Raw genomic sequence first — 15,701 nt, 5'->3', positions numbered from 1 at the left:
GACACACCTCTTGGGGCGATGCATTGGGGGCGGGGAAGGTCGTCAGTGGTCTAACCTCTGTAGGCCGAGCCGTCCTTTCGAGCGGCTGCTATGGCTCGGGCATGTCCATGGAAGACGTGCCACTCACCCTTGGCGGCAGCCCTGCGCAGCGCCGGGTAGTCAGCCTCGTCGACATGCTCAAGGTACGTCTCCAGCGTCAGCCCATGCTGCCGCAAAACGTTGCGGTCGAGGTGCTGGCTGAATGCAGTCTCAACCACAGCCGCTTCAACCGGCTCGATGCCGTAGGCCTCGCCGGTAAGGATTTCTCCAGTCTTGACATAGGCGTCCACGATGAATTGCTGCTGGGCCTCGCTATGGGTGTCCCTGAAGCGATCAAGGCTCTGGTCGGCCATGCGCACAAACTCGGCATGTTGCTTCTCCTCCTTCTGCTCGGCTGTCAGTTCGTCCTCCTCGGTCTCGGTCTTCTCGTCTTCCCCGGTGGGCAATGGAGCGGCATCAGCCGCCCCATCACTCTCGGCCCCCGGGGTTACCTGAAAGACTTCGGCGCGGCGTAGCCACGGGCAGCGAGCCCGTCGACCACGGCCATGTTGAACTCGGCTTGCGTGATCTGCCCGACCTCGGCCATGTCCTTGGCTTGCTGGTAGGAGACCTCGATACCGCCGAGAACCCTGACCGTGGTCTTCTCGACCTCTGCCATCGGCGGGATCACCCCGGCGCTCTGCGATGTGATCACGCGATTGGTGTTGATGCCCATGCGCTCGGCCTGAAGTTGGGCATTGTTCCTGACAGAAAGCTCAACAGCACGGTCAATCTCTTCCTGCTGGGCGCGCTCTTTCGCCTCGGCTGCAAGTGCGTCTTGCTTGGCCCTGTCAGCTTCGGCCTGTGCAGCCTGGGCCCGCATCATGGCCTGCCCAAGAGCGGTCTGGTCGATCTGGTACTTGTTCGGGTTGTCGTCGTACTGGGTCATTTCGTTCGTTCCTTCAAAGTGAATGTGTTGCTTCCCCGTAGTTTGGGTACGGGGAAAGGGTTGCTGTGTCGTGGTGGTGGTGAAGTGCGGCGGCTGGTTCGGCCCTGAGTCGCGCGGCCTTGCGCCTGTCAAAGGTGTGACCCAGTCTTGGAACGGCTTGGCCTGCGGGAGACGAGACCGCATGATCAGCTTGTAGAGGCCGCTCTCGGAAACAAGCCGCGTCTTAGGGGCTCCATGCTGAGGTGATTGAAACACCTCTGAAGAGGCGAGGACGAATGGCTGTTTGAAGCCAAACAGTTGTGTCTCCAGTTCTGAACTTGAGACATCGCCCCGAGCAAGAACCCGCTTCTCGTCGCTGCCCTGAGAGCGCATAGGAGACACTCTCCCGCTCAATGCGGTAGATGATCATCACCGGCGAGGTGTCAACCCGTAGGTCATCGGCTGCGGGCCTTCAGGACGCGCGCTAAGGTCGGCTGGAGTGGATGGACGGGACAGACCGTGGCTGCCTCCGGCGACCCCTTCCTGTGGCGCTGGGGGCATGGGCCGCGTCGTCACCTCAACAACCCTCCGCGCGACTGCCACGGCCTCTAGATGGGGGTAACCATAGACCTCCCAACACCGCTCGGCAGCCGCATGGAAACTCTGGGTCCACGTGATCCCAACACTGACTAGCCGCTTGTCGAGTTCTGACACCCGCTCCCAGTCGTCAGCCTCGATCCACTCCACCAAGGCAAGGGCGGCCTCCCGCGTGGGATAGGTTGCGACCCAGTCCCGCCGCTTGATCCAATCCGGGGTCACGCCCGGTCCCCCTTCGAGGTCATCCGCCCCATGCGGTAGAGGTATGCAATCGGTGACCCTTCGGGGTCTCGCTCGTCGTCGACCATGGACGGGTCGAGGGTGCCCATAGCGACCAGCCGGTCAAGCGTTGTGTGGTACTGCTTTACTTGCTCGGGGCTCATCGCCCGCCATTCCTCCTTCTTCATCTGGATCACGACACCCTCGGCAGTCCTGCGACTCCGGTCTCGTCTCGCCTTCGCATCCTTCAGTGATTTCGTTCGGCGCATCTTGGCGCGGTGTGGAAGGGCCTCGTCGGGGATAACCCGCTGGCCCGGTATGTGGTCGAGCGTCAGCCGTTCCCGGCCTCCTCGCTCGGCCCTGTCGTCGTGGTCCAGCTTGTGCCGCTTGCTTCGCCTGTCCGCGTCTTGGCGAACCTTGGCCGCAGCAATCTTCCCCTCAACCATCTGGCCCCAATCGTCAGGGGTGTAGCCCTCGCTCTCGGTCGAGGTCATGACCAGATGCACGACCTGTGTGGGCGAGAGGCAACGGGCATCGGCCACGGTGTCGAGGATTGCCCATAGTGACGGGAGGCAGGTCTGGTCGCCCGCTGCATTCCTTGGCCCCTGCCACGGGTCAACCGGGCTGGCCTTCTGGTACAATGGTGTCCCGTTCGGGTGCTGGTCGAGGTATTCCGCCATGAACGCCGTGACGGCCTCATGGGTGACGTATCGGTCTATGTGGTCGTTCGGGTCCCATCTGGGTGACCTTAGCGTGACCAGCGCTTTCTCATCTGGGCTCATCGTCTCCTTCGTGTTGATGTGGAACGAGCGGCCCGATGCCGGAGCGCCCGTCTGCCTCCCTAAATTAGGGAGCCTAGTGGTTAGGGAGGTGGGGCCTTAGAAGTCCTCGTTCCCGACCTCAACGGCCCGTCTCTGGTCCTCGCTAAGGTGGTCCCTCAGGAACCCATAGACCTCGGGCAGCTTCCGGCCGAAGTACTTGGCCAGCGCCATCGCGGCGATCTCTGGGTTGTGGGCCAGCCGCGTCGAGAACTTCTTGGCCATTCCGTCAGCATATCTCTCGGCTACTTCGTCCATCCATTTGTCCCGTTCGTCATCGTGATTGTTCCGGTCTTGCTCGATCCCGTTGGCCGCTAGGCGAGCCCTGAACCATGACTGGAAGTCGCCCGCACGTTCCCCTAAGGTCCGCTTAGCGCGCCGCATGATCGTCACCTGAGCTTCCGAGATGCCCGACGCCCTGGCTATCTTCGCGATGCTATGCCGGTCGATCCCCACAAGCCGCCATGCGAAGTTCTGCCGGTCTTCGTTGTCCATGGGCAGCTTGGCCTTGGAATTGGCCTCTCCAGCCACCAAGACGGCCTCCTCAGGCGTCCCTTCGAAGTACCTAACCGGCACCGCCTGCAACCACCCTGCGGCCCCATAGGCCTCAACCCGGTGGTGTCCGTCGATCAGGATTGTCCTGCTCCCGATCACCATGACGGTTACCGGGTCAAGAGCTCCAACCGCCTTGATCCGTTTGACCAGCTCCGAAACATGCCGCTCTTCAATGCCGCCCCTCGGTTGGAACAACTGAGGCAACGTCTCGATGTCCTCAAGGTGCAACTCCGGTGGACCCGTGACTGGCCCCGTGAACCCTTGCATCAATTCCTGGAGTGCGTCTCCCGCGCTCATTTCACTTCCTTCATATCGTCGTTTTGCTTTCCTTCTCGATTTAGTGGTGTTGTCCACCTCGAAACACTCAGGCGGTCGTCCACCCCCAAAGGCATCGATAAGCAGGCATACGCCTAAACAATTCCTCGACCCGCACCTCACCGAGAACGACCACCCCGGCGACACCTTCAAGCGCCCCCCGGAAGGAGCAACGAGGGTGCCTGTCGGGTCATCAACAGGGTGATCGATCTAGGAGAAGAGCGTCGCGTAGGTGCTAGTGGGTGGGGTATCACCTTCGTAGTCAAGCCGCGTCTATCAGGCGCTGCACCTGAGAAGCTGAGAACGGCAGCCCCTTAGCGGTCAAGTGTCCCAACTCAGCAAGCCCTGCCGCGATCTCACGCAAGCTCCGCGCCTTGCCAGTCTTCGGGCTCTTGCGGGCCAAACGCTTCGCTTCCCGAATCACCTCGGGGCTGGACACTCGATAACCGTGGTTTCCCTCCACACGCCTTCCGGCAGCCTTGGAAGCCCGATCACGGGCACCCCGGAGCTTCGCCACAAGCTGCGCCTTTTCAAACTCAGCGACGGCCCCGAGTATCTGCCGCACCATGGCAGCGGTCGGTGTGTCGTCTGTGAAGCTGTCGGGCGCATCAACCGGGATCAACTCGTAGCCGAGACCCTGTAAGAGCTTGTGGCCCGCTATCTGCACCGCAAGGTCACGTGCGAACCGGCTGGCGTTCTCGATCAGGATGACCCGCGCGCCATTGCCTGCCATGTACTCCAGAAGCTCTTGAAAGCCGGGCCGCGTGTCGATTGGGTCGGCCCCGCTCACTGCCGCATCGTGGAACTCCCGCACCACCGCGATACCGTGACGCTTGGCGTACTCCTCGACGGCCTGCCGTTGCCTTGGGGCGCTGTCACCGTCGACATTGGTCCGTGATGAGGTCCGAAGGTAAGCAACTGCCGTGATCATTCTCTGAGGTCCTATCCCGTGATCTGCAAGGCGTTGAGCCTTATTCATGTACCTTGTACTTGAGAATTAGGTACAGCGTCAAGCCCTTCATAGTCCTAGTGGCGTCCCTATTGACCCCCCCCCTCACACCGCATGCCACCCGTCCAGCCGGACAGGCCGTCCCGTGCCGGAACGTTTGAAAAGTCAAAATCTGAAAGTCATTCTGGAAAAAAGCAAAAGGTCGGCCCACACGCCGGGAAAGACCCCCCACCGGGGGTAAGCCTCGCGCGGCCTATTAATAAATGGTCCCGGACGATTTTTTCCCAAATATACCGAGGGTACGGTCAGTTTCGCGACAGCAGAACAACATCGTTCGCAAGCACCTCGGCTTGGGGGAGCCATTTGCTCGCGTGTTCCCTGAAAGCCTCTGAACTGGGCCGCTGCTGGCCCAGGTCGATGTAGAACCCGGCTTGCTTCAGTCGGTCGAGGTCTCCAGCGTGGGCTGCCTTGTGGAAGTCAAATACACCCGTGAGGGAAAGAACACGCCACACCCTCTGAAGGTCATCGTCGGTTGGTTCATTGGCAGGGTCTAGCCACTGCTCGAATGTGGTGATCTGCTTGATGACCTTCAGGCCGGTAACCATCTGCCTGACAAGGAGTGACAGAGCGGCCTGTTGTTGCTTCTTCGGGTGGTTCCGTACTTTGCGACTCAGGTCCTCCTGGGGCTTGTCAGCCACCAACAGGACGAACTTGCCCGCCTCCTCAATTGACAGGATGGCCAGAGAAAGGGCGGTCTCATATCGACCGTTGTCAAAGAGGAGCCTTGCATCCTGAGCGAGACTTAACGCCTTATTCGCCACGGCAGCGGGATCAGACATCGTTCTCTCCTCTGCCCTAAGCGGGCGCTGCTGTCAGATTTGTTGGGGGCAACACCACGCTCTCGACAACAGCCCGCCTCTGCGCCCCGCTCGGTCCCGCCTGATTGTACGTCGAGAAGGTGAAGCCCTTGGCGCGCTTCTCGGCATGACCAACGACAACCGCGACGGTCGCCTCGGGTTGCCCCGCCCGTTCCGCCTCAGCGACAAACCAGCGCCTTGTCGAATGGAAGTTGACCAAGCTCCTCCGTTTGCCGTCCCTCTTGTCATCAACGCCGCGTGCCTTGCGGTAGCGGTTGAAGCGCTTCCCGAAGGTGTCGGCTGGTCGGTTCACGCCGTCAAACTCATCGAACAGGAGCGCGGTTGGCTTCTTGTTCTTCATCCGCTCGGCAACGTTGGCTTTCAGGTCAGGATGAACGGGCACCATGCGGACCCCCGCATTGGTCTTGCTCGCCGCGACATCAAAGACCTGTCCCATGCCGTCCGGTCCCTCAACGATGTCGACCACCCGAAGGGAAACGATCTCATCCTCGCGCATCCCCGACAGCAATCCGAAGGTCACCACCTCGCGCGTCAACTCATCGAACTTCGTCGTGGCCGTGGTGGTGCCATACAGGAGCGCCTTGACCTCCTCGGTAGTGAACGGTCGTTCCTTGACTTCCTTTGTTCCCTTTCTGCCCCGCTGGGGTTCAAGCTGGTCGTACCATGGGGACACGTCGAAATGCACATGCCCGCGCCGCTTCAAGTAGTCCCAATACTGCTTGACCGCCGTCAGGTGCTTCTTGCCGGTTAGGGGGTCCCTCGGCGCTATCTTCTCCTGCACGTATCGCCCCGCGTTCAGTCGGTCGATGTCGGGCATTCCAAGCTCCTCGCTCTTGGCCCATGCGGCAAACTGCCTGATCAGTCCGCGCTTCTCGCCAGCCGTCTTCTCATCCAGCTTTGCCTCGGTCAGGAATTGCTCAAGGAAGTGGTCAACCGGGTGTTGCCCTGACAGCCCCCGCTCGAAGGCCTTGGCCGCTTGGGTGGTCGACTGCCTGGCCCGCAGCCGCTCGGCTTCGTCCTGGGCAAGACCAACGATGAAGTCCCGATCATGCTCTCCGGGGTTAGAAATCGCCCCCCGCCACAGCGCGCCGCGCAGCTCTGCAACCTCTTCCGCAGCCGCCTTCACAACGCCGCGCCGGATGTCCTTGAACAGTGCGAGAAATTCTCGCTCGGTCTGGTCCCGGCGCTCCATCGCAGTCCGAAGGTCGCCCGTCTGGAGGTTTGTCCGTCGCCGCTTCTGACCATCAAAGGCGTGGCGAACGTCGGCTGGAATGCCTATGTCCATCCACCAGACACGGCGCTTCAATTCGAGGTGCCGCATTGAGCGGCTACGTTGTTTCGGCATCATTCTACCCCAAGTTTTCCCTACGCTTTTTCCCCACGTTTAGAGGGTCAATAGCACCACAATCCTTGGGTTTCAAGGGCTAGAAGGGGAGTTGCCGTCGCTCCCCCTCAGCTCCACCAGCGGGATAGTCGTTTTCCGCCGTCGCTGCGTTGCAACAGCCGAACCCACGTCGGTGGCTACGGTGCGAAATGTCACGACACTGGCGCCCTTTTCCGTCCATCATGAAGGATTGCGAGAGCCTTCCGGGGCAAACGCCTGTCAATTGGACTTATGGCGGTGATCGCTATGGAATCGCGCTATTTTTTTTGGAATCCACCCCATTAGAGTGACATTACCAAATCAGTTTTTTCTGTGTGTTGTAGCAAGGCGTTTCGGTGGGGGCGGCTGACGGCGCTATACGGATTTGGAAGTCGATATGAAGAACCCGCCCGCGGAAGCAAAACGTGTCAATTCGCGAGTATCTCGCTGCAAATCTCAGACGGCTCTGTAAGGAGCATGCCTCGGTAAGCGCGGTATGCCGGGAACTGGGCATCAATCGCACGCAGTTCGAACGCTACCTTCAGGGACAGACTGTTCCGAACAAAGCGACAGCCAAGCTGATCTGCGACTATTTCCGCATCGACGAAGCCGAATTGTACCGGGAACCGGGCGCGCCGAAGCCTGCGGTTCGCGGCCTGCCACCGATTTCCGAAAGCCTGTTCAACCAAATGATCCGGCCGCCCGCCCCGTCGATCGCGGGCGGCACCTACTTCACCTATTTTTCGATCCCGGCCCGCCCCGACCTGTTGATGCGGTCGGTGACCTTCGTGCGGCGCGACGCGGAGCTGGTGACGTTCCGAAGGGTTACCGGATGGTCGGAGCGCCGGGGAACGACATGGGCGCGGGCGCGCGGCAATCATTACGGCGTGGCGATCTCGCGCCTGAACTGGATCTACTTCAGCGGCGTCAATCGCCGCCAGACCGGTGAACCATCGCTGATCTCGGTGCAGTGGGCTCCCATCTCGGAACCGGTACTGATTGGCAAGGCCATGCTTCTAACGGAAGCCGGGCCGGCCTTCGTGTCGGTCATCATGCGGCAGGACGTATCCATCGGCCCGCGGCAGGCGATCCGCATGGCGCACGTCGTCAAGCTCGACGACCCGAGCCTCGACCACCTCGTGGTCAGCCTCGCTCGGGACGGGCTGGACTGATCGCGTCAGAATCTTCCCTTTTTACGCTAAATAAGAATAACTCTATCCGGAAATAGCGTATGCCGGCAGTCATCTACTCCGTATGTGAGTAAAATCGATTTTTTGTACTTTACGGCTAAGAAAGATAATTTAGATTAATGCAGTTTTACTACCATTTTAACAAACCATTAACTCTTTCGATCTTACCTTCCGCCCGTGGATCCCGTTTTTGGGGATCTTTTCAACAGATCCCATTTGGGGGTCAGGAAGGGATGAAAATGGCGAAGAAAGTGAACACTGCTCCGAAGCTGACGATTGCCGCAGGCACCCAGACCGTCTTCTTTTCGCAGGGCATGCACTACAACAAGCGCTGAGCTGCCCGAGGCGCCGGCGACGGTTGTTCGTCGGCGCCTCGCCTTCGCAATAACATTTCTGCATTCGGCTTTCGGCATCATGAAAATGCGCTCCGCAAAAACGCTTGTCTTCTACCCCGGCGCCAACAAGGTCACGGCGTGCAATTTCCTGACCAGAAGCGTCTTCGAATGCAGTTCCGAGGTGATCGGTCTTCTCGCATCCTGGGACAAATGGGCATCCGCCGCGGAGATCGCGCGGGACCACGGATGGTCGCGATCAGAGCTGGATGCCGTCATCCCCCAATTGCTCGATTTTTCCGCACTGGTGACCGCCGGGTCGCAACTGGCCGAACAGGAGAGCCAATTCTCGGGACAATGGAACTGGGGCATTCCGACCGCGCTGATGCATTTCTGCGTCCAGGACAGCGAGTTCATGACCATCGAACAGGCGGAGGCACGGCAGATCGAACGCGCCGGTCACACCGTGCAGCCCGACCTCGTGCTCAGGAATTCCGCGGCGGCCATCCGGCTGCCGGACGCGCTGGACGACAATGAACTCATTGCCCTGATGGCGCAGCGTCGCACGAACCGAACGGCGGCGGCGCCCACCATCACCGCGAAACAGCTTTCCGACTGTCTGTTCGCGGGCATGGGCATCACCGGCGAGACCAGCAACTGCGTTGGCGTCCTGCCGCTGGGCATGACCCCTTCCGGCGGCGCGAGAAACCCCTACGAAGCCTATGTGGTCGCGCCGGCGGTGGAAGGGCTGGAGCGCGGCGTCTATCACTACTCGGCTGTCGGACACGATCTTGAAAGGATTTCGGCGAACCACCTGCCGAAAGTCTCCGAGCTGGTCGGCGGACAGGAATGGGCCGACCCCATGCCCTGCCTGGTCCTGCTCTGCGCAAGGCTCGACCGCACCATGTGGAAGTATGAGGACGCCAACGCCTATCGTGTCGTGCTGATCGAAGCTGGCCATATCGGCCAGAATATGATGCTTGCAGCGACCAGGCACGGCCTGTCGGCCTGCCCGACCGCGGCGCTCAGCCACTCGGCGATCAAGCGCCTGCTCGGCCTCGGCCGGCTCACCGACGCGCCCATACGCCTTGACACTGTCTATCCCGGAAACCGATCCGCGCCCGGCAGCGGGGTCGATCAATTAGCCGATTGATTATGTTCAGAGTGCCCGGTGAGGGGGGCCCCTGAATTCCACCACATCACAGGAGCAGCAAGTGGCCAACCAATCCCTACGCCAGTCCGAGATCGACAGTCTCCAATATATCGCGTCGATGGCCAATGAGCTGGTGCAGATGGCCGAAGCAAGCCGTTTCCCCATGATGTCCTATCTGCTGGGCATGGCTTATGCCGAGGCTTTCGACGTCCTTCGCGGCGCCCGGCCGGCGAGGCATCCGCAGCTCAGCGGCAATTCGATGCACCCCAGGACGCAGGCGAAAGACAATCGCGTCCAGCCGAGGAGAGCATAGCCAGATCCGGCCATCATCTCGGTGCGCAATGGCGTGCCCCGGGACGTGCGCGGCAAGGCCTGCTGCCGTCCTTGAGGAAGGCCGCCGTCGGCTTGACCGCATCGAGATGGCCTATTGGTTTGGTTGGAACACGCGGGCGCAGAGGCAACATCATCCAAGGCCGGCCGGCCGATGTCGCCGCGATCGCTGCAATGATCGCCCGCAGCCCGCCGAACCGGCCTTTATGCACGACGACCTGAGGGGAACCCACAAATGAACATGATCGCAGCCATCAAAAGCGCCGATGCCGGTGAAAGTGTCTTCAGCCGCCTCCATGCCCTGATCGCCAGCCGGCCGGCATCGCCGGATGCGGCGCGCCTTCAAGCGCGCCAACTGGTTTCCACGGCGATAGCCGACACCTGGCACGCCGACAGTCCCTGGGGCGCGGTGGATGCCTTCCATGCCCATTTCGACTTCATGATGCAGACCATCGAGATCAACGGCGCCGGCGATCCGAACCTCAGGATCCTGCGCATGAGATGCCGCTTCTACCTCGAGCAGGTCGAGGCCCTGTGTCTGTCGATGAGCTATCGGTAGGCCGACCGTTCGACCTTGCTTTGATCCGTGGACGTCGTTTCTCCCGAACCGGGTTCAGTCTTGGGCGGCATGCGTCAATTCCGAAGGCTGAATACGAATGGCGCCGTGCGGCTGACGCGCGAACCCAGCTCCGGCGGCGGCGGCGGCACGGTGGCGCCCTGCAGCACGGCGAGCGCGGCGCGGTCGAGGTCGGGATCGCCCGAGGAGCGGACGACGCGCGCCGACGTCACCCGGCCTGAGGCGTCCACCGTGAAGGTGACGTTCGCATTGCCTTGCGAGCGTCGCGATTTCGCGGCGCTCGGATAGCGCGTATGCCGCTTGACCCATGACAGCAGCCGCGATTCCCACTTGGCCGGGCTGACGCCGGACGCCCCGGACGCCGATTTCGGCGCCGCTGTCCTGGGGGTGGGCTTTGCTTCCGCGCTCGCGGCGGTTATCGTCTTCGGCGGCGCCTTATCCTTTTTCGGCTTGGGCTTCTCGACCGGCTTTTTCACCTTGGCCTGGACGGGTTTCTTTTCCCTGGGCGTCTCGACCGGCTTCGGCTGCGGCAGCGGCACGACGACGTCAGGCGCGACCGTCTCGACCATGTCAGGGACGATCTCTTCAAGCGGGGGTTGGTCGGCCGGCTCAGCCCGCGTCGTTTCAGTCGGTTCGGTCGTGTCAGGCGGCGTTGCATCCGGCTCGGCAACGGGCTCCGCTTGCTCGGCCATTTTCTCGGGCTCGGCTTCGGCGGCCTTTTCGGTGTCCTCGACCGGCTCGGCCTGGTCGGGCACAGCGGCGTCCAACATCGCGGCTTGTTCGGGCACGGCCGGCGTCGCGACCATCGGCGCCATCTCGATGGCCAGCGCCGGCGGCGGCCCGCCATCCGCCGGGTCGACCGGAGTGAAGCTCTGTACCGCATAGGCGACCGCAACATGCGCCCCAAGCACCAGCGCGGCCGCAACCGCCCACAGGCCGAGGTCGCGCCAGCCGAGGCGCGACAGCTCCACCGTGGGCGAGGCGGCCGCTTGCCCGGTCATGGACCAGCGGCTCCGCCTGGATCCGCTGCGGGAGCACCGCCGGCGGGCGCAGCCTCCAGGCCGACCAGGGCGATCTTCAGGTAGCCGGCGCCGCGCAGCAGGTTCATCGCCTCCATAAGGTCGCCATAGGCAACCGCCTTGTCGGCGCGAAGGAAGATGCGCGCCTGCTTGTCGCCTTTGGTCCTGCCGTCAAGCGTGGCGGCGAAAACCTGGCGCGGCACGGTGTCGTTGCCGATCGCTAGCGAGAGGTCATCCTTCAACGTCAGGAACAGCGGCGTCTCCGGCCGCGGCGCCGGCGTCGCGGTCGAGCCCGGCAGGTCGACATTGACATCCACCGTCGCCAAGGGCGCTGCGACCATGAAGATGATCAGCAGCACCAGGATGACGTCGATGAAGGGCGTGACATTGATCTCGTGGCTTTCCTCGAGATCGTCGTCCATGGTCTGACGGATGCGGCTGCCCATGGTCTTGCCCCGCTACTGCGCCGCCAGCGCCGTTGCCGGCGCCACCGTGCGGAAATCGAGGTCGCGGCTGACCAGCCGCTCGACGCCAGCCGAGGCGTCGGCGAGGATCTGCCGGTAGCCGGCTATCGAGCGCGCAAAGACGTTGTAGATGACGACGGCCGGTATCGCGGCGACGAGCCCCATTGCGGTGGCGAGAAGGGCTTCGGCAATGCCCGGCGCCACCACCGCCAGATTGGTGGTCTGCGCCTGCGAAATGCCGATGAAGGCGTTCATGATGCCCCATACCGTGCCGAACAGACCGACGAAAGGCGCGGTCGAGCCGATCGTCGCCAGCAGGCCGGTGCCGCGCGACATGCGTCGCGCCGCCGCCGCCTCGATGCGTGTCAGGCGCGAGGCGACCCGTTCCTTCAGCCCGTCGCCGCCGGCATGGTCGAGCGCGCCGGCCGAAAGTGCCGCTTCTTCCTCCGCCGCCCGCACCAGCAGGGCGCCGGTGCCGCCGTTGCGGTCGAGCGCGCGGCTCGCCTGCTTCAGCGTCGCGGCATTGCCGATGGCCCGCGCGGCGCGACGAGCGCCAAGCTTGCCGGCAAGCACTTCCAGCGACTTGGCCAGCCATATCGTCCAGGTGACGAGCGAGGCGAAGGCCAGCCCGATCATCACCGCCTTGACGATGATGTCGGCAGCCATGAACATGCCCCATGGCGACAAATCGTGCGGCAAGCTCAGCGCCGGCGAGGGCTCGGCCGCGGTACCGGCCCCGGCTTGCGGCTGTGCAGGCGCTAGGGCTCCCACGGGAGCGGCGGGCGCGGCCGGCGATGGTGCTGGCGCCGTAATGGTGGCGGGCGTGCCGCTTGCCGGCTGCTCCTGCGCCGGCGCGCTGGCGGCCGCCAGCATGGCGGATGCAAACAGCGCTGCGACAAAACCGGTTCTCGACATCGTCTTCTTCCTCGTTCTCACAGCCGCCAGTCTTCCCCGCCGTGGCGCTGAAGCGTCACTGGACGTAGCCGACGGGCTGGCCTGTGACGGGGTGCGCGAACACGCCCATCTCCACTCCGAAAATGCCCTTGAGCACATCGCCTTGCATGATTTCGCCGGGCGTGCCGCGCGTCAGCAGCCTGCCGTCCTTCAGGGCAATCAGCTCGTCGCAATAGCGCGCCGCCATGTTGGGATCGTGCAGCACCACGACGACGCAAAGATCGCGCTTGCGGCTGAGATCCCTGACCAACCCCAGCACCTCGACCTGATGGGAGATGTCGAGTGCCGAGATAGGCTCATCGAGCAGCATGACGCCGGCATTCTGCGCCACCAGCATGGCGAGCCAGGCGCGCTGGCGCTCGCCGCCCGACAGCTCGTCGACCAGCCGGTCGGCAAAGCCGGCCATGTCGGTCAGGGCCAGCGCTTCCTCGACATGCCGTCTGTCGTCCTGGCCGAAGCGGCCGAGCGCGCCATGCCACGGATAACGTCCGAGCGCCGCCAGCTCGCGCACGGTCAAGCTGGTCGCCGCCGGCGTCGTCTGCGGCAGATAGGCAAGCGCCCGCGCCAGTTCGCGCGCACCCCACTGGGCCAAAGGCCGCCTGGCGAAGGTGATGGCGCCAGAGCTTGCCGGCTGCTGGCGCGCCAAAAGCTTGACCAGCGTCGACTTGCCGGACCCGTTGTGGCCGATCAGCCCGTAGACGCGCGCGCACTGCAATTCGAGCGAAACCGGACCGAGCAGCGTCCGCTCGCCCACGGCAAAGCGCACCGCGTCGATGTGGAAAGCAGTCTGGGTGTCAGTTCCGGTCAAGGTCCGTCTCCAGTACGGCTGCGGGCATGTCATCAATCCGGTTTTCGGCAACCGTGCCCGGTTGACTATGAAACATGACTTTACTAGTCAACAATGAAGTTGGGTTTTTGCATCAACAAACATCGTGACGCCTGATGCCGCTTCGAATTTCAGGCAAGGAAGCGTTTCCGTGAAGCGATGAACCGCTCTAAGGTCTTCGCTGAAACAGGAAACCGCGCATGATCAAGGCGACACCCTTCGACTTTCCCTATGACGGCAGGCTGGTGGCCGAGAACACCGCGCTGGTCGTGATCGACCTGCAGCAGGATTTCCTGTCGACGACGGGTTACTTCGCCAGGAAGGGATATGATCCCTCGCCGTTGAGAGCGATCCTGCCCGCGGTGAGCCGGCTGATCGCCGCTGCCCGCGAGGCGGGCGTCAGCATCGTCCATACAAGGCAGGGCTACCGGGCCGACATGGCCGACATGACGCCTTACGAGAAATGGCGCCGCAGGCGGGCCGGCCTCGACGGCACCGAGATCCTGCTTCGTTCGGGTCCGGGTTTTCAGATCGCTCCGGAGATCGACGTCGCGCCGCAGGACATCATCGTCGACAAGACCTGCAACGGCGCCTTCACCTATACGGATTTCGAGCTCGTGCTGCGCGCGCGAGGCATCACGCATCTTCTGTTTTGCGGATGCACGACGGATGTCTGCGTGCACACGACGCTGCGCGAAGCCTGCGATCGCAACTTCCAGTGCTTGACGATCTCCGACGCCTGCGCCAGCGGCGACAGACGGGCGCATGAGGCGGCCCTTCACATGGTGACGGTCGAAGACGGCGTCTTCGGCGTGCTGGCGGATTCTGGTGCAGTCATTGAAGGCCTGTCACGGCTGGGTAACAAGGCGCGTTAAAGGATTAGGTACCGCAGAGCAGCCTCGCACGTTATAGACACGCCAGGGATAGCACCCTCCGGCAGGCCAGAGCGGTTGGAAAGGAAATTTCTCCGCAGTTCAGCCCGTTGCCCGTGTTTCCAGTCCCGTGCGCTGCGCGAAAGCCCCATGCTGGAACTCGCCGCTTTCACGCCGCGCCAGCGAATTGCGCAGCAGCGCGATCGTCTCGCGGCCGACTGTCGCGATCTCGCGCGGCGTGTCGACACCGACGATCATGAATTCATCGATGCCGAGAGCCGCGTAAGCAAGCAGCGACAGGGCGGCCTGGGCCGGCGGGCCTGAGACATCGACCGCCTTGTGCCCTGCCGAGGAAACTCCCCGGTGGATGCGGACCGGAAGGGCGAAGCGCAGTCTGGCGGCCCGGCCATGTTCGGCGGCGGCGCTGCGCACACGCTCCATCAACTGCCTGACATCGTCGATCGAACCGGGCGCCAGTTCGAAGACGTCGGCATGCCGGCCGGCCACTTTCAGTGCCGTGCCGGACTGCCCGCCCATGCGGATGACGAGGTCGGCACCATGAGGCCCCTTGCGCGGAACATAGCCGCCCTTGATGCTGTAGAACGCGCCTTCATGGTCGAAAGGCTGCTCGTTCGACCATAGCCGCTTCAACAGAACCAGATATTCGTCGATGCGCTGCCAGAGGACACCGTGTCCGACCGGACGCGCTTCGGCATCGTCGTCGTTTAACGGCTCGCTGATCATCCTGAGCGCGAGGCGGCCGCCGCTGCGGGCGTCGATCGAGGCAAGCTGCCGCGCCGCCACGGTCGGTTCGACCACGCCGGCCCAATGGGTGAGGACCACTTCCAGCGACGAGCTGCGGTCCAGCACCTGGGCGGCAAGATCCATATTGGTCAGCAGGCCGGCCGGATCGTCGACGATGATGTTGCGGAAACCGCCATCCTCGATCAGCGCCAGCCTGGTCGCCGTCTCGGCAAAGTCGTAGAAAAAGGAAACTGCGCTATCGGCAGGATAGGTCTTGCCGGGCACATGCGTGAATTCGATCGGCATTGCCATCTCCTCCATCTCTGGAATCACGGATGCGGTCAAATACGAATCAATGGCGCACGCGAAGGCGCACCGCGATCCGGTTCATTCAACTCCGATTGCCTGAAGGCGGTGGGTCGTCAGCCTGGCCGGACCACGGCTCAGGGAATGAGGCCCAGAACAACAGCCCCGGTGAACACGAACGCAAGGGCAAAGACGACATAGGCGAAAGCACCGGCATAGGCCGGGCGGAAGCTCTGGGCATTGGCCAGCCTCTGGCCGCTGCTGCGGGTCTCGGTGTTCTGCATATAGGACATG

The 15,701-nt window shown here is 62.7% G+C and carries 17 protein-coding genes and 1 pseudogene; 6 read left to right on the top strand and 12 right to left on the bottom strand.

The window, feature by feature from the left end; translation table 11 throughout:
• The first annotated feature begins 107 nt into the window (after positions 1 to 107).
• Complete coding sequence (locus FJ951_RS06260) at positions 108 to 554, top strand: hypothetical protein (protein ID WP_181172204.1); 447 nt, start codon at positions 108 to 110, stop codon at positions 552 to 554.
• Between the two features lie 542 nt (positions 555 to 1,096).
• On the opposite strand, the pseudogene FJ951_RS29075 reads toward FJ951_RS06260, so the two are convergent.
• The 6 genes and pseudogenes from FJ951_RS29075 to FJ951_RS06230 all read right to left on the bottom strand — a co-directional run.
• Positions 1,097 to 1,276 (bottom strand): annotated as a pseudogene (locus tag FJ951_RS29075) (Bro-N domain-containing protein); the annotation flags it as partial.
• A 485-nt stretch (positions 1,277 to 1,761) separates the two neighbouring features.
• Positions 1,762 to 2,544, bottom strand: a complete 783-nt coding sequence (locus tag FJ951_RS06250; RefSeq protein WP_140513992.1) for a hypothetical protein — start codon at positions 2,542 to 2,544, stop codon at positions 1,762 to 1,764.
• A 96-nt stretch (positions 2,545 to 2,640) separates the two neighbouring features.
• On the bottom strand, positions 2,641 to 3,432 hold the full coding sequence (locus FJ951_RS06245) for a ParB/RepB/Spo0J family partition protein (protein WP_140513991.1): 792 nt from the start codon (positions 3,430 to 3,432) through the stop codon (positions 2,641 to 2,643).
• A gap of 280 nt (positions 3,433 to 3,712) precedes the next feature.
• Positions 3,713 to 4,381 carry a recombinase family protein gene (locus tag FJ951_RS06240; RefSeq protein ID WP_140513990.1) on the bottom strand — a complete coding sequence of 223 codons (669 nt, stop codon included), beginning with the start codon at positions 4,379 to 4,381 and terminating at the stop codon, positions 3,713 to 3,715.
• 323 nt (positions 4,382 to 4,704) lie between these two features.
• A complete protein-coding gene (locus FJ951_RS06235; RefSeq protein ID WP_140513989.1) occupies positions 4,705 to 5,238 on the bottom strand; it encodes an AbiV family abortive infection protein in 534 nt (177 codons plus the stop codon).
• A gap of 16 nt (positions 5,239 to 5,254) precedes the next feature.
• Positions 5,255 to 6,625, bottom strand: a complete 1,371-nt coding sequence (locus FJ951_RS06230; protein ID WP_140513988.1) for a tyrosine-type recombinase/integrase — start codon at positions 6,623 to 6,625, stop codon at positions 5,255 to 5,257.
• Positions 6,626 to 7,065: 440 nt separating this feature from the next.
• Between FJ951_RS06230 and FJ951_RS06225 the strand changes: the two genes are divergently transcribed.
• The 4 genes from FJ951_RS06225 to FJ951_RS06205 all read left to right on the top strand — a co-directional run bounded on the left by FJ951_RS06225 (position 7,066) and on the right by FJ951_RS06205 (position 10,204).
• On the top strand, positions 7,066 to 7,812 hold the full coding sequence (locus tag FJ951_RS06225; protein ID WP_140492521.1) for a helix-turn-helix transcriptional regulator: 747 nt from the start codon (positions 7,066 to 7,068) through the stop codon (positions 7,810 to 7,812).
• A gap of 438 nt (positions 7,813 to 8,250) precedes the next feature.
• Entirely contained in the window at positions 8,251 to 9,315 is a 1,065-nt protein-coding gene (locus FJ951_RS06215; RefSeq protein ID WP_246671687.1) for a SagB/ThcOx family dehydrogenase, read from the top strand.
• A 61-nt stretch (positions 9,316 to 9,376) separates the two neighbouring features.
• The gene (locus tag FJ951_RS06210; protein ID WP_140513987.1) at positions 9,377 to 9,628 is read left to right on the top strand and encodes a hypothetical protein; all 252 of its coding nucleotides are present in this window, start codon (positions 9,377 to 9,379) and stop codon (positions 9,626 to 9,628) included.
• Positions 9,629 to 9,880: 252 nt separating this feature from the next.
• Positions 9,881 to 10,204 (top strand): hypothetical protein, encoded by a 324-nt coding sequence (locus FJ951_RS06205; protein ID WP_140513986.1) that lies wholly within the window; start codon positions 9,881 to 9,883, stop codon positions 10,202 to 10,204.
• A 74-nt stretch (positions 10,205 to 10,278) separates the two neighbouring features.
• Here FJ951_RS06205 and FJ951_RS06200 read toward each other — a convergent pair whose 3' ends face one another.
• The 4 genes from FJ951_RS06200 to FJ951_RS06185 are packed head-to-tail and all read right to left on the bottom strand — an operon-like array spanning position 10,279 to position 13,467.
• Positions 10,279 to 11,223, bottom strand: coding sequence for an energy transducer TonB (locus FJ951_RS06200; RefSeq protein ID WP_140513985.1), 945 nt, complete (start codon positions 11,221 to 11,223; stop codon positions 10,279 to 10,281).
• Positions 11,220 to 11,687, bottom strand: a complete 468-nt coding sequence (gene exbD / locus FJ951_RS06195; RefSeq protein WP_140492534.1) for a TonB system transport protein ExbD — start codon at positions 11,685 to 11,687, stop codon at positions 11,220 to 11,222. The genes FJ951_RS06200 and exbD overlap by 4 nt, the downstream gene beginning before the upstream one ends.
• A 12-nt stretch (positions 11,688 to 11,699) precedes the next feature.
• Positions 11,700 to 12,620, bottom strand: coding sequence for a tonB-system energizer ExbB (gene exbB / locus FJ951_RS06190; RefSeq protein WP_140513984.1), 921 nt, complete (start codon positions 12,618 to 12,620; stop codon positions 11,700 to 11,702).
• A 55-nt stretch (positions 12,621 to 12,675) separates the two neighbouring features.
• Positions 12,676 to 13,467, bottom strand: a complete 792-nt coding sequence (locus FJ951_RS06185; RefSeq protein ID WP_224704352.1) for an ATP-binding cassette domain-containing protein — start codon at positions 13,465 to 13,467, stop codon at positions 12,676 to 12,678.
• A 218-nt stretch (positions 13,468 to 13,685) separates the two neighbouring features.
• Between FJ951_RS06185 and FJ951_RS06180 the strand changes: the two genes are divergently transcribed.
• Complete coding sequence (locus tag FJ951_RS06180; RefSeq protein WP_140513982.1) at positions 13,686 to 14,360, top strand: isochorismatase family cysteine hydrolase; 675 nt, start codon at positions 13,686 to 13,688, stop codon at positions 14,358 to 14,360.
• 99 nt (positions 14,361 to 14,459) lie between these two features.
• Here the strand turns inward: FJ951_RS06180 and FJ951_RS06175 are convergent, their stop codons facing one another.
• Entirely contained in the window at positions 14,460 to 15,407 is a 948-nt protein-coding gene (locus tag FJ951_RS06175) for an LLM class flavin-dependent oxidoreductase (RefSeq protein ID WP_140513981.1), read from the bottom strand.
• Positions 15,408 to 15,544: 137 nt separating this feature from the next.
• Complete coding sequence (locus tag FJ951_RS06170) at positions 15,545 to 15,700, bottom strand: hypothetical protein (RefSeq protein ID WP_140492547.1); 156 nt, start codon at positions 15,698 to 15,700, stop codon at positions 15,545 to 15,547.
• Position 15,701: the final 1 nt, after the last annotated feature.

The organism is Mesorhizobium sp. B2-2-3 (genome assembly GCF_006442405.1).
In the GTDB taxonomy this organism is placed as follows: Bacteria; Pseudomonadota; Alphaproteobacteria; order Rhizobiales; family Rhizobiaceae; genus Mesorhizobium.
This window is presented reverse-complemented; position numbering and strand designations above follow the sequence as displayed.

Excerpts from the sequence above, each read along its gene's own strand:
- FJ951_RS06260 (WP_181172204.1), top strand. The coding sequence starts at position 108 with ATGGAAGACGTGCCACTCACCCTTGGCGGCAGCCCTGCGCAGCGCCGG.
- FJ951_RS06250 (WP_140513992.1), bottom strand. The coding sequence starts at position 2,544 with ATGAGCCCAGATGAGAAAGCGCTGGTCACGCTAAGGTCACCCAGATGG.
- FJ951_RS06245 (WP_140513991.1), bottom strand. The coding sequence starts at position 3,432 with ATGAGCGCGGGAGACGCACTCCAGGAATTGATGCAAGGGTTCACGGGG.
- FJ951_RS06240 (WP_140513990.1), bottom strand. The coding sequence starts at position 4,381 with ATGATCACGGCAGTTGCTTACCTTCGGACCTCATCACGGACCAATGTC.
- FJ951_RS06235 (WP_140513989.1), bottom strand. The coding sequence starts at position 5,238 with ATGTCTGATCCCGCTGCCGTGGCGAATAAGGCGTTAAGTCTCGCTCAG.
- FJ951_RS06230 (WP_140513988.1), bottom strand. The coding sequence starts at position 6,625 with ATGATGCCGAAACAACGTAGCCGCTCAATGCGGCACCTCGAATTGAAG.
- FJ951_RS06215 (WP_246671687.1), top strand. The coding sequence starts at position 8,251 with ATGCGCTCCGCAAAAACGCTTGTCTTCTACCCCGGCGCCAACAAGGTC.
- FJ951_RS06205 (WP_140513986.1), top strand. The coding sequence starts at position 9,881 with ATGAACATGATCGCAGCCATCAAAAGCGCCGATGCCGGTGAAAGTGTC.
- FJ951_RS06200 (WP_140513985.1), bottom strand. The coding sequence starts at position 11,223 with ATGACCGGGCAAGCGGCCGCCTCGCCCACGGTGGAGCTGTCGCGCCTC.
- exbD (WP_140492534.1), bottom strand. The coding sequence starts at position 11,687 with ATGGGCAGCCGCATCCGTCAGACCATGGACGACGATCTCGAGGAAAGC.
- exbB (WP_140513984.1), bottom strand. The coding sequence starts at position 12,620 with ATGTCGAGAACCGGTTTTGTCGCAGCGCTGTTTGCATCCGCCATGCTG.
- FJ951_RS06180 (WP_140513982.1), top strand. The coding sequence starts at position 13,686 with ATGATCAAGGCGACACCCTTCGACTTTCCCTATGACGGCAGGCTGGTG.
- FJ951_RS06175 (WP_140513981.1), bottom strand. The coding sequence starts at position 15,407 with ATGCCGATCGAATTCACGCATGTGCCCGGCAAGACCTATCCTGCCGAT.
- FJ951_RS06170 (WP_140492547.1), bottom strand. The coding sequence starts at position 15,700 with ATGTCCTATATGCAGAACACCGAGACCCGCAGCAGCGGCCAGAGGCTG.